The following is a 12,954-nucleotide window of genomic DNA, read 5'->3' on the forward strand; positions in this document are numbered from 1 at the left end:
GAGGGGATTGTTTTTTATTAGACTAGGCTAGTTGGGCCGTCAAAAATTGCGCTTGAGAGAACGATGTTTTGTGCCGGAGCGCATAGCGCAAAAATACTTTTTCCAAGCGGGAATTGTTGGGCATGGATGTGCTGCGCTGCAGCGTTTTCGCACCGTTGGAAGGGCTGAGCGCACAGCATGCAGCCACCCCTGAAGTGCCTGCGAACAGGCGCGTTTCAATCCAGCACATCCATCGTTGCGCGTACCGGCTTAAAACGTATGGTTCATACCTGCCGCAAAGCCATTTTTGCTATCCAGCGTTTTTTCACGATAGATGTCCGCATACAGGTTGGTGCGCTTGGACAATGGGTGAACGTAGCCGAAGCTGACCTTGTGATTGCCGCTTTCCTCGGTGCGGCCGTATCCGGCGCGCAGGGTGTCGATGCCGAGTGCGTAGGTGGCTGCCAGAATCCAGTTGCGTTCACGTAGGCGGTCGCCGGCGCCGTTTTGCACTTTGCCTTGCGCATATGATCCCATCACGGTAGCGGCGCCCAGGTTGTAGGAGGCGGCCAGGAAGTAGATGGTGTCGGCGGCGGCGTTCTTTTGGTACGCCAGCATCGCTGCCAGCGGACCCTGGCCGTAGTTGAGCGACAGCCCGGCGGCGCGGTCACTCGCACCGGCGGCTTTTTCCGCTTCCAGCGCGGCGTGGGCCTGGAAGCCGGAAAAATCGGGCGTGTCATAGAACACGCCGTTGCTGATCCGGGCAAAATTGGCGCCGCCCAGTGCCATGGTCGGATCGCTGTAGAAGGTGCCGGTCTGGTACGGGAAGGACACCGAGCCGAAAGTGCCGCTGTCATACCATGGGTCGAACGTCCATTTCGTTGCCCACAGCGGCGACAAGGCGCGGCCCAGCCGCAGGCGGCCGATTGAGGTGCTGCTCAGGCCGAGCGTCGATTCGCCCTGCCAGAACACGCCGGTTTCCTGTGCGCCGGTGTCAGGCGCGAAGCGTGTTTGCAGATTGAATGAGGCAGCAAGCCCGCCGCCCAAATCCTCGGTACCTCTGAAGCCGAGCCAGTTGTTGTAGCCGCGATCCATTTTGGTCGGGTTGCCGGACTCCTTTACCAGGCCGATATCCAGATTGCCATAGACGGTAAGGTTGGATTGCGCTTGTGCCGGTGTTGCCATCGCTGCCGCGATGATGGTCGGCAGGATGCAAAGCTGTTTGATGCCGATGTTTTTTATCATGCTTGTCTCCATTGGTGTGAACTTGCAATGGCGTTCGGGTAACGCCTTCTGCGGTACCCGGCAGGCAGATCCATTGCCGCGCTGTTCCGAGTGCTTAGGAGACTAAAGAAATCGGAATCGATTGGATTTGTCGTGAGAGAACAAAGTATTGTGCGTGAGCGCAGGAGCGCGTCAAACGCGTCGAGATGCTTGAGGTGATTGCAGCTGCGGAATCATCGGCCTGGCGGTTTCTGCTGACGCAGACAGGGGCTGCTGCTGCAGACTTGTAGAATAGACCGAGTTTGACCTTCCCGGCGCAACAGGAAACGGAGTGATAAGTTCATGCGTGAGCATATTGTTCAGCTATATGAGGAGGATGCCTTTCTCTTTAAAAGAGTGTCCGACTTTATCGGCCCTGCACTGTCGGCGGGCGGCAGCGGCATTGTCATCGCGACACCGTCGCATAGGAAGGGCATTGAAAAACAATTAAGGCGGAACAGCCGGTCTGGCGGCGGCAGCGTGCTTTCCCATCCGGGCCGTTTGATTGCCATCGATGCCAATCAAATGTTGTCGAGCCTGATGGTCGATGGCTGGCCGGATGAGGCGCGTTTTATGGATATTCTGGGAGCGGTAATCGTCCAGGCGTCGAAAGATAGCGCTGGCCGCGTGCATGCCTTTGGCGAAATGGTGGCGCTGTTGTGCGCCGAGGGCAAGCCGGAAGCTGCGCTGCGTCTTGAACAGTTGTGGAACGATCTTGCCCGGCGCCATGATTTCTCACTGCTGTGCGCCTACCCGATGCAGCTTTTTCAGAGTGCAGAACAGGGTTCGGTGCTGCAGGATATTTGCGCGGCACATTCGCAGGTAAGCCCATTGGAAAGCTGCCAGGTGATGTCAAGCGATCCCGATCAGTTCCACCGTATTTTTGCAGCCGTGCAGCAGAAGGCCAATGCACTCGAGTTCGAAGTGGCACGACGCCGGGCCGTCGAGAGTGCGTTATCCGATCGGGAACGGGAGTTGTCCGATTTCCTGGAGAAAGCGGTTGAAGGGTTGCACCGCGTGAGTCCTGACGGCATCATCCAATGGGCCAACAAAGCAGAATTAAAACTGCTGGGATATCTGCCGGAAGAGTATATCGGGCATCCTTTCGCAGACTTCCACATCGACCGTGAGGTCATTGACGAACTGCAGCTGCGGCGGTTGCGCGGTGAAGCCGTGTGTGACTTTGCGGCACGCATGCGCTGCAAGGATGGGTCTGTCAAGCATGTCCTGATTGATTCCAGCGCGCAGATGGAAAATGGCGAACTGGTTTACACGCGGGGCTACACCCGCGATGTTACCGACCGGACGCGACTGGAGGAAGAGCTGTACAAGGGCTTCAGAAACCAGCAAGCGCAAAAAACATTGCGCGAAGCCTATGGGGCGCTCGTCACTCGGATGTGGCAGCGGACCAACGAATTGATGCTAGCCAATGCGGCGCTGAATGTTGAGATCGCAGAGCGCAAGCAGGTTGAAGAAGCACTGAAAAACACCCAATACATCCTGACCAGCGCGCAGCGAGTGGCCCATGTCGGGAGTTGGGAAATAGATGCCATCACAGGAGCGCTCCAATGTTCCGATGAGTTTTTCCGAATCTGCGGTTTGCTGCCGCAGTCGGTACAGCCCAGTCTCGGGTTTGCGCTCGGCGTTGTGCATCCTGACGAAAGGGAAGCGACCAAGAAAGCCATTTTCGCGACCAAGGAGGAGGGCAAGGAATTCAAGACCGAAAACCGTATTGTGCGTCCCGATGGCTCGATTCGCCATGTGTTGAGCCAGGGCGAGGCCATTCATAACGACAAGGGTGAACTCATGCTGGTGGTCGGTTCAATTCTGGACATTACCGGGCATAAGAAGGCGGAACAAACATTGCTGGAGTCGCAGGAGCTGCTGCGCCAGCTTGCTGCCCATGAAGAGCGCATCAAGGAAGATGAGCGCAGGCGTATTGCACGCGAGATCCACGACGAGTTGGGTGGATTGCTTACCGGCATTAATGCGTATATGTCAGTTGCCATTGACCGCGCCACGCGTGCCGGACTTGCCCCGGATCAAGGGCTGGTGACGGCGTCCGGTCTGGCGAATACTGCGATTGAAACGGTGCGCAGAGTGATCGCCGATCTGCGGCCTAGTGTGCTGGATCAGCTTGGTGTATGGCCGGCGCTGGAGTGGTACGCGGGCCAGGTCGGGGAACGAACCGGGCTGGCATGTACATGCATGGTTGACGCGGCTGTCGCCGCCATCGAAATCGATCCGGAGCGCAGCATAGCGTTGTTCCGCATCGTTCAGGAGGCGCTCACCAACGTCGTTCGTCATGCGCAAGCATCGTGTGTGTCGCTTCGGGCGACACTGCGAGACGATTCGGTTTTAATCGAAATAGAAGACAATGGCAACGGAATAGCAACCGAGCGCCTGCTCAACCGCGAATCCTGGGGTATCGTCGGCATGCATGAACGCGCGCGCTATTTCGGCGGCGAACTCAGAATCACCGGCAGGCCGGGGCGCGGTACGGTGGTTGCTTTGCGAGTGCCAATTGGAAAAACAGATGGCTGACAATCACATCAGAGTCATGCTGGTCGATGACCACAGCGTCGTGCGCAACGGCGTGCGGCTGATGCTGGAGACCGCCGGCGATATCGAGATCGCCGGTGAAGCAGAGACGGCGCAAGATGCAATTCGCCTGGTTCGGGAGAAAGATTTCGATGTGGCATTAGTGGATATCGGTTTGCCCGACCAGAATGGGCTTGAACTTCTGAAATTTTTGCGCACAGAGAAGCCCAAACTCGCTGTCTTGATGTTGAGCATGTATTCGGAAGAGATTTATGCGATGCGTGCGATCAAGCAGGGTGCGGCCGGATACCTGACCAAAAATATCACGGCAAGCATCCTGGTTGCCGCGGTTCGCAAGACTGCCGCAGGCGGCAAGCACGTGAGCCCCGAGTTGGGAGAGAAACTGGTTAATGTTTTCGGAGGAAAGGTCAAGGTATCCCACGAAACACTTTCCGACCGGGAGCTGGAAGTGTTGAAGCTCCTGGCCGCAGGCGAGAAACTGGTCAATATCGCCGAGATATTGCATTTAAGCCCGAGCACCGTGACGACTTACCGGGCACGCATCCTGGAAAAAACAGGGGTAGACAGCAACGCAAAACTGGCCCGCTACGCACTCGAAAATGGACTCTTGACTTAGGTACTAGTTCTAATCCGTTGCGAGTGCCAGCGCTGCTCGACGCAGTCCGCTGTAGGTAAATTCCTACAGAATATCAACCGTATTCCACTACACAGGAATCCTGCTAAGGACGATAGCAATGCTCATCCAACTTCAGCATACTGCACATTCTTCATCATATTGCGCACGCTGCACCAGGTTGTTTTTAGCCGGCGGCATGCACAGTTTCCAGATAGTGAGGGTGAGCTATGCAGCTGCTACATGAGTGCCGCAAAGGCACCGTAAGCGTATCTTCTGGAGTTGCTTCGTGATTAGCGCCATCGTGGTCGAAGATTCGGACGTCATGCGAACCATCTGGCGCGAGCTGGTTGCCGCGATCGCGGACCTGTCTCTGGCTGGAGAATACCGACGCGTATCGAGCGCGATTGCCGCCATCCGACACCAACCGCCGAATGTGATTTTGCTGGACATTCAGCTGAACGATGGCAATGGCATGGATGTGATGCGCATGGTTGCAAATGAGTGTCCGGTGACCAAGGTCATCGTGGTAAGCAATTATGCCGATCCGATCTATCGGAGCCACTTTGCGGCGGCGGGAGCCTACGCTTTCTATGACAAGAGTCGTGAACTTGCAGCCGTGCGCAGCAGCCTCGCGCATTTGGCCGAATGCGGATCAACAATTATCTCATCTGAGTGTATTTTCTGAGTAGTAGTAGCGGCAGTAGCGGCGGTAAATATTGCAATTCTTATAATATCAAAGGGGAATATCTTGTTATCAAACATCAAACAATTTTCTGCAACGTCGAAAGCCAATCAGGACGCACGGTTCGCCATGTTCACGGAATTAACCCAGGCTGCGCTGGACAGCGCCACGAAATTGATAGAGCTGAACGCGAATGTCGTTCAAGCTTGGCTGGCAGATTCCACTGTTATCAGCAAACAACTCCTGTCGGCCAAGGACCCGCAAGAATTCTGCTCGATGACGGCTTCCCATGCCGAGCCGACTACCGAGAAAATGCTTGCCTATGGCCGTCATGTGGCGGGTATCGTTTCCAGTTCGCAAGCAGCGTTCGGTAAAGTCGCTGAAGCGACTGCTGCTGAGACCAACCGTAACCTCATCGAACTGGTCGGCAACGCGTCTAAAAACGCTCCGGTGGTTACCGAACACGCGATGGAAATATTGAAATCCGTGATCGGCAACGCCAGCGCCGGGTATGAGTCAGTGCTCGCCAAGACGCAGCAGGCAGCCGGCGTGCTGGGCGAGCATCTGGCTGCAGCGGCAAATCAATCGGCGCAAACGGTTGAGAAGGCAGCCGGCAGCGCGGCCAAGAAGTGATTGCCGGGAGGATTTATCTCTGGTCGGAGCGGCCAGCAAGGAACTGGCGCCTGGTTTGATGGAGCAGGATGATTTGCATGGCCGGCCATGCAATCGGAAATCAAGCGATGGGCGGGGGCGGACTGCACAGTCCGCCCATCGGCGCCGCCAAAGAGCGTGACCGCTTCGGCAATAATTTTTCATTGCAACAATCCAGATAAAGAGATCAGATCATGGCAAAAATTGCATTGGTAACCGGCGGCATGGGCGGTTTGGGCGAAGCGATATGCATCAGATTGGCAGCTTTGGACTACCGTGTGATCACCACCTATTCGCCCTGTAATACCAGGGTCGAAGCATGGTTGGCGTCGATGGAGCAACGGGGTTGCCACTTTCGCGCCTATCCCTGCGACGTTGCCGATTATGATTCGGCGCAACAATGCATTGCCCAGATTGAAAAAGAAGTCGGGCCCATCGATGTGCTGGTCAATAACGCCGGCATCACGCGCGACATGACGTTCAAGAAAATGGACAAGCCGAACTGGGATGCAGTGCTGCGCACCGACCTGGATTCGGTGTTCAATATGACCAAGCCGGTGTGCGACGGCATGGTTGAACGCGGCTGGGGGCGCATCATCAATATCTCGTCGGTCAATGGACAAAAAGGTGCGTTCGGACAAGTCAACTATGCGGCGGCCAAGGCCGGAATGCATGGCTTCACCAAGGCGCTGGCGCTGGAAGTGGCGCGCAATGGCGTGACGGTAAACACGGTTTCGCCCGGATATATGAGCACCAAGATGGTGATGTCGGTCCCGAAAGACGTGCTCGAGAATAAAATCATCCCGCAGATTCCGGTGGGGCGTTTAGGCAAACCGGAAGAAATCGCCGGCCTGATCGCCTATCTGGCGTCGGACGAGGCGGCGTTTATGACCGGCGCGAATATCGCCATCAATGGCGGCCAGCACATGTCCTAGTCCATCATCGGGTCTCGAATTCCTTATCCGGAATTGCCACCTGGCCGGCTTAGGAACGGGCGCGGCAATGGAAATGGAATTTCGCGGCGGGATTTATTTGTAGTAATCGCGTGTACCGGTACCCGCGGGACTGAAATGACCGCCTGCCAGCTGGTAGCAGGCGGTCAACTACAGATCCGGAACGAATAAAGTTAGAACCGGATCCCCTCACCCCAACCCTCTCCCAGAGGGAGAGGGGGAGAACGGGGCACGATGAAGTCAAGACTTCATTGTGCCGGATCAATAGGAACGGCCGAACGGCAGCCCTTGGCCGGTTGTTGTCTGTCGGCTGCGATGCCCGGCCGTTGGCCAGTCTGACACGGTTTTTCCGGCGCTTCCAGCGACGGAGCCCCGCGTATTCGCCTATCGAGATTTTATATGTCTGATAGCAGCGACCGCACCACTTTAATCAGCGCGGGATCGTCCTCATCCTTGCTGCGTGTAAAACCTAGCCGGGCAGCAAGCTTGAGCATCGAATCGTTCTCCGGCAGCACGCATCCGGTTATCCGGCTATATCCCCCATCGCGCGCCGCCTCGAACAGCCGTTGCATCAGTACCGTGGCGACGCCGCGCCCGCTCCACTGATCGTCGATCGCGATGGCAAACTCACACGATTCACCGTCCGGATTGGCAGCAAAGCGGGCGACCCCCACGATCTGCTCCGCTTTGCCTTCCTCTGCCGACAGGGCAATCAGCGCAAGCTCGCGATCGTAGTCGATCTGGGTCAGGCGGGCCAGCATCTCCGGAGTCAGCCCGCGTACCACGTTGAAAAAGCGCATGTACCTGGATCGCTCTGACATGCGATCGACAAACGCCATCTCCAGGGCGGCATCTTCCGGGCGCATTGGCCTGATGTGCAGTGCTTGTCCGCTACGCAGGTATTCGACGTGTTCCAGTTGCGCCGGATACGGGTGTATCGCCATGTGACTGAAGCGCGGATCCGGGTCCAGGTGATCCGAGTCTATGGTGACGCGGACATCGACCGCGATACATCCCGATTCATCTGCAATGAATGGATTGATCTCCATGTCCACGACCCAGGGCAGCGCACATATCAGTTCCGAGACCCGTAACAGCGCATCCAGAATCGCTTCAGTGTCAACGCCGGGAACATGGCGATAAGGCTGGAGCAAGTGCGCCGCGCGCGTGCGCGACACCAGTTCCTGGGCTAGGTATCGGTTGAGCGGCGGTAGCCCGATTGCATTGTCCTGAATCAACTCGGAAGCAATGCCCCCTGCTCCAAAACGAATCACGCGGCCAAAGGTGGCTTGGGAGACAACGCCGATCATCAGGCGGCGCCCATAGCGTTTCTCGATCATCGGCTGCACGATCACGCCCTCCAGGCGCGCGTCTGGCCGCAACCTTAGAACCCGTTCAATCAAGGTCGCGTACTCCAGAATCAGGCTTTCTTCAGTGCGGATATTGAGGCAAACGCCTTTGACGTCGGAACGATGTTCGATATCGTAGGACAGCAGCTTGATGGCGACGGGAAAGCCGATCTCCCTTGCGATGGCGATCAGTTGCTCCACGGAGGTGGCGATTTCTGTTCGGGCGAAGGGAATGCCGAAGCAGGCCAGCAGGCGCGCGGCTTCGACCTCGTTCAGTTGCCGGCGGCCGGCACGCCGCGCCTCCACCGCAATTGCATGCGCCACCGCAAGGTCCGGCGGAGTGCCTGAGATGAGTGGAGGAGGAACCTCGAGCAGCAGACTCTGTGCCGTCCGGTATTGCGCCAGCGTGCCGAAGGCCGCAACTGCGCTCTCCGGCGAGCGAAATGCGGGAAGTCGCGACTCTGCAACCAGGCTGCGGCCGGAGCTCAAGTCGATTTCACCGAGCCAGGCGGTGAGAACGGGTTTGGGTGAGTGCTGTGCGCAATCGATGATGGTCCGCGCCGCTTCATCGGAGCCCAGGACCTGCTGGGGAGAAAACAGGGTTAGTACCGCATCGACGCCGTCGTCGGCAAGCAAGCACGCGAGCGCTGCCGCAAGACGCGATGCTGTCGCATCGCCCAGAATATCTACCGGATTGCCATGCGGCCAGTGCGCTGGCAGGCAGGCGTCGAGTGCCGCAAGGGTTGGCGCAGACAACTGGGCGATTTCCACGCCGGCTTCGGCGGCGTAATCGGCGGCCATGATGCCTGGGCCGCCCCCATTGGCGATGACTGCAAGCCGATTGCCGCGTGGCAGCTGCCTGGTGCCAATCAGTTGCTCGGCGGAGAATAGTTCCGCGTATGTTTTGACGCGAACCGCGCCGCATCGCCGCAGCACGGCGTCGAAAGTGGCATCGTCGTCTACTGCTGTTCCGGCATGACCCGTCACCGCTTTGGTTCTCGAAAAGTGGCGTCCTGCTTTGAGCACGATGACAGGCTTGGTGCGCGCAGCGGCGCGCAGCCCGGAAACGAATCGCCGCGCGTCGCGTACCCCTTCCAGATAGATCAGGATGCTGCGGGTCTGCGCGTCCTGGGTCAGGTAATCCAGGATCTCACCAATGTCCAGATCGATACCTGCACCCATCGAGATCACACTTGAAAATCCGATTTTAGAGGCTTGCGCTCCGTCCACCAACGCGGCGGCAACCGCGCCGGATTGTGAGACCAGCGCAATGGATCCAGGCAGCGCCATGCGACGCGCAAAAGTCGCATTGAGCCCGATCGGTGGCCGCATGATGCCCAGGCAATTTGGTCCGAGAATGCGCATGCCGTGGGCGTGTGCCGCAGCGAGCACCTTTTGTTCGAGCAACTGGCCCTCAGCGCCAAGTTCGCCGAAACCTGCCGAGAGTATCACCGCGCTTCGCGTGCCGGCCTTGCCCGCATTGTCGATGATAGCCGGGACTGTGACGGCGGGAGTCGTCACCAGTATCAGGTCGACCCGATGTCCGATCGCCGCAATCGATGGGTGGCACGGGAAGCCGGCCACGCTTTGGTATTTCGGATTGACCGCAATCAGCTCGCCCGCATATCCTGCGGAGCGCAGGTTGTTGAAGGCGATATGTCCGAGCGAGCCGGCACGCTCGCTGGCGCCAATCACTGCGATGCTGGCGGGACAAAACAAATGCTCAAGATAGTGGACGCTCATTGTTGTTATCCTCGAAGACTAGATCGCTTCCTGGTGGCAATGCATATTTGACGCTAAACCGGCTCAACCGTTGCGCATCCGTTTGGGGCGATCAAACTCTGGATGCGGCAACCACACCTTGTCGCGCCATTCGCCGCGCATGATCTGCAGCTCGCTGCATTGCAAGGGTGTGCCGGGTGTCGTCTTGTTGCCGCCAAATGCGCAGAGTAAGCGTTTCACCATGATGTTAAGAGAGCAATTGGCAGGAATGCCTAGCATTATGCCTAGGCGTTTCTGATTGGCAATGACTTTCTGCTCACGCCATCCGCATCACAAACCCAAGTAACCGTAGTAACAGTATGGCAGTGCGTTCTTGACGGGCAACTCTGGGCCTCGGGGACGGTCAATAACTTCACATCGGATGTCTGCAATGCGGCGAAAGCGGCTATTCTTTATCAAACCCGCGCGCCAGCGCCAAGGAGTAAGCCCGTGTGCAGTGCTTCTCAGAATGCCATCAAACACCAGATCGGCCTGCGGCAAGTTGCGTGCAATTTCCGGTGCCGCTTCGTACAATACGGCCCATGAAAATAATCTTCGCCGGAACTCCCGAATTCGCCGCGGTGGCGCTTAAAAACCTGCATCAGGCCGGCTTCGAGATCGCGCTGGTGTTGAGCCAGCCGGATCGCCCGGCCGGGCGCGGCATGCACTTGCAGGCCTCGCCGGTGAAGCAATATGCACTTGCGCACGGCATTCCGGTGGCGCAGCCGGCGTCGCTGCGGCTCGATGGCAAGACTCCGCAGGACGCGCAAGACGCCCATGCCTTGCTGCGCGCCACCGCGCACGACGTGATGGTGGTGGCCGCCTACGGGCTGATTTTGCCGCGCAGCGTGCTGGACATTCCGCGCCACGGCTGCCTCAACATCCACGCCTCGCTGTTGCCGCGCTGGCGCGGCGCAGCGCCGATCCATCGCGCCATCGAGGCCGGCGACCGCGACACCGGCATCACCATCATGCAGATGGAAGAAGGGCTCGATACCGGGCCGATGCTGCTGACCGAACGGATGCAGATTGCGCCCGACGACACCACCGGCAGCCTGCACGACAAGCTGGCCGCGCTGGGCGGCGAGATGATCGTGCAGGCGCTGCGCCGGCTGGGACAGGGCGATGGCCTGGTCGCCACCCCGCAACCGGAAGCCGGCGTCACTTACGCGGCCAAGATCAGCAAGGACGAGGCGCTGCTGGACTTCAGCCAGCCGGCCACCGTGCTGGCGCGCAAGATCCGGACCTTCAATCCGTTTCCGGGCGCCTGTGCGGTGTTCAACGGCGTCACCCTCAAGCTGTGGCAGGCGCAGGCGCTGCCGGACGCTGCCGGCCTGCCGCCCGGCAGCGTGCTGGCGGCCAATGCGCAGGATGGCGTGCTGGTGGCGTGCGGGGACGGCGCATTGCGCCTGGCCGTACTGCAAAAGCCGGGCGGGAAACGCTTGCCGGCGGTCGATTTCCTGCCAGGATTCCCGATGGAAAACGGCCGCTTCGACTGATTCAGGATGGCAGCGCGGGATTGTGGGCCGTGCCTGTAAATCCATAAAATAAGAAGGGTATGCAAAAAAACATGTCATTGTAGCATGTATTTATTGTGACTATATAAAATACATAGCTAGGTATATTGCACGAATGCGGCGCTGATCGCGGCTTGCGGAATAATGTGACATAGTATCGACTCCAGAGTTCTTGATTGCTCCAAAGAAATATTAACGTTAGAGTAGAGCCATGTTCGACATTCTTGTATATCTCTACGAAACGTATTACCGTCCCGATGCCTGCCCGGATGCGGCGGCGTTGAGCCGCAAGCTGTCGGCGGTCGGCTTCGAGGATGCCGAGATTTCTGAAGCGCTGGGCTGGATGCAGGATCTGGCCCGGGCTACCGATACCTTCGCCAACTACTACCCGCAGCAGCAGACTGCGTTTTCTTTCGGCTTGCGCATCTATCCGGAGCAGGAATCCGATGTGCTGGGCGCGGCGGCGATCGGTTTCATCCAGTTCCTGGAACAGGCGCTGGTGCTGGACGCGGTCCAGCGCGAGATCGTCATCGAGCGCGCTCTGGCGCTCGGCGAGTCGCCGTTGCCGCTGGATAAGCTCAAGGTGATCGTGCTGCTGGTGCTGTGGAGTCAGGGCAAGGAGCCCGATGCGCTGATTTTCGATGAGCTGTTCGAAGACGATGCCCAGCCGCGACAGTGCTTGTTGCATTAAATTCCGACTTTCTGCCCGATCGGCGTGCGGGCGCTTGCGGATTTTGCCGCAACACGCTTATCATTGGCCGCTTGACAATCCCGATATTTGTAATATCAGTGGCGCTGCGCCGTTTTGCCGCCCGGCATGTGCGCCCATCCGTACCCAATTAGAGAATCCAATCCATGACCAAGACCCTCATCATCGCCGAGAAGCCCTCCGTCGCGAACGACATCGCGAAGACGCTCGGCGGCTTCACCAAGCACGATGAGTACTTCGAGTCCGACCAGTACGTGTTGTCGTCGGCGGTCGGCCACCTGCTCGAAATCGCGGTGCCGGAAGAATACGACGTCAAGCGCGGCAAATGGAGCTTTACCCATTTGCCGATGATTCCGCCGTACTTCGCCGTGAATCCGATTGCCAAGACCGAGTCGCGCCTGAAGGTGCTGAATAAACTGATCAAGCGCAAGGATGTCACCGCGCTGATCAACGCCTGCGATGCCGGGCGCGAAGGCGAGCTGATTTTCCGCCTGATCGCGCAGCACGCAAAAGCCAAGCAGCCGGTCCAGCGCCTGTGGCTGCAATCGATGACGCCCGGTGCCATCCGCGAAGGCTTCACCAAACTGCGCAGCGACGCCGAAATGCTGCCGCTGGCCGACGCCGCCCGTTGCCGTTCCGAGGCCGACTGGCTGATCGGCATCAACGGCACCCGCGCGATGACTGCCTTCAACTCGAAGGAAGGCGGTTTTTACCTGACCACGGTCGGCCGGGTGCAGACCCCGACGCTGTCGATCGTGGTCGAGCGCGAAGAGAAGATCAAGAAATTCGTGCCGCGCGACTTCTGGGAAGTGCGCGCCGAATTCGTCTGCGCGGCCGGCGTCTACGAAGGCCGCTGGCTCGACACCAAGCATAAAAAAGACGAACGGAAGTCCGAAAACGACGCGGACGGAC

11 protein-coding genes are annotated in these 12,954 nt (G+C 58.3%); 8 read left to right on the forward strand and 3 right to left on the reverse strand.

Annotated features, from left to right (window positions below; translation table 11 throughout):
- Positions 1-249: 249 nt before the first annotated feature.
- Positions 250-1,224: a porin gene (locus HMCN_RS0114920; RefSeq protein WP_025918129.1), complete on the reverse strand. Its 975-nt coding sequence runs from the start codon at positions 1,222-1,224 to the stop codon at positions 250-252.
- Between the two features lie 321 nt (positions 1,225-1,545).
- Here HMCN_RS0114920 and HMCN_RS18380 point away from each other — a divergent pair, with 321 nt between their 5' ends.
- From HMCN_RS18380 to phbB, 5 genes are all read left to right on the forward strand, one after another.
- Positions 1,546-3,786 (forward strand): PAS domain S-box protein, encoded by a 2,241-nt coding sequence (locus HMCN_RS18380; protein WP_025918130.1) that lies wholly within the window; start codon positions 1,546-1,548, stop codon positions 3,784-3,786.
- The gene (locus tag HMCN_RS0114930) at positions 3,779-4,420 is read left to right on the forward strand and encodes a response regulator transcription factor (protein ID WP_025918131.1); all 642 of its coding nucleotides are present in this window, start codon (positions 3,779-3,781) and stop codon (positions 4,418-4,420) included. Before HMCN_RS18380 ends, HMCN_RS0114930 begins: the two co-directional genes overlap by 8 nt.
- Positions 4,421-4,706: 286 nt before the next feature.
- Entirely contained in the window at positions 4,707-5,105 is a 399-nt protein-coding gene (locus tag HMCN_RS0114935; RefSeq protein ID WP_025918132.1) for a LytTR family DNA-binding domain-containing protein, read from the forward strand.
- Positions 5,106-5,168: 63 nt separating this feature from the next.
- Positions 5,169-5,735, forward strand: coding sequence for a TIGR01841 family phasin (phaP, locus tag HMCN_RS0114940; protein WP_025918133.1), 567 nt, complete (start codon positions 5,169-5,171; stop codon positions 5,733-5,735).
- 212 nt (positions 5,736-5,947) lie between these two features.
- Complete coding sequence (gene phbB, locus HMCN_RS0114950; RefSeq protein ID WP_025918134.1) at positions 5,948-6,688, forward strand: acetoacetyl-CoA reductase; 741 nt, start codon at positions 5,948-5,950, stop codon at positions 6,686-6,688.
- Positions 6,689-7,101: 413 nt separating this feature from the next.
- Here phbB and HMCN_RS0114955 read toward each other — a convergent pair whose 3' ends face one another.
- Together HMCN_RS0114955 and HMCN_RS19455 are read right to left on the reverse strand one after the other, a co-directional pair.
- The gene (locus HMCN_RS0114955; RefSeq protein ID WP_025918135.1) at positions 7,102-9,798 is read right to left on the reverse strand and encodes a bifunctional acetate--CoA ligase family protein/GNAT family N-acetyltransferase; all 2,697 of its coding nucleotides are present in this window, start codon (positions 9,796-9,798) and stop codon (positions 7,102-7,104) included.
- A 63-nt stretch (positions 9,799-9,861) separates the two neighbouring features.
- Positions 9,862-10,020 (reverse strand): hypothetical protein, encoded by a 159-nt coding sequence (locus tag HMCN_RS19455; RefSeq protein ID WP_155837591.1) that lies wholly within the window; start codon positions 10,018-10,020, stop codon positions 9,862-9,864.
- A 338-nt stretch (positions 10,021-10,358) separates the two neighbouring features.
- Here HMCN_RS19455 and fmt point away from each other — a divergent pair, with 338 nt between their 5' ends.
- From fmt to HMCN_RS17910, 3 genes are all read left to right on the forward strand, one after another.
- Positions 10,359-11,315 (forward strand): methionyl-tRNA formyltransferase, encoded by a 957-nt coding sequence (gene fmt, locus HMCN_RS0114965; RefSeq protein WP_025918136.1) that lies wholly within the window; start codon positions 10,359-10,361, stop codon positions 11,313-11,315.
- A gap of 229 nt (positions 11,316-11,544) precedes the next feature.
- Positions 11,545-12,024 (forward strand): DUF494 family protein, encoded by a 480-nt coding sequence (locus tag HMCN_RS0114970; RefSeq protein ID WP_025918137.1) that lies wholly within the window; start codon positions 11,545-11,547, stop codon positions 12,022-12,024.
- Positions 12,025-12,188: 164 nt separating this feature from the next.
- Positions 12,189-12,954, forward strand: a 766-nt coding sequence (locus HMCN_RS17910) for a DNA topoisomerase (RefSeq protein WP_035627404.1), incomplete at its 3' end; no start/stop codon positions are given.

It is taken from the genome of Herminiimonas sp. CN (genome assembly GCF_000622895.1).
Classification (GTDB): domain Bacteria; phylum Pseudomonadota; class Gammaproteobacteria; order Burkholderiales; family Burkholderiaceae_D; genus AVCC01.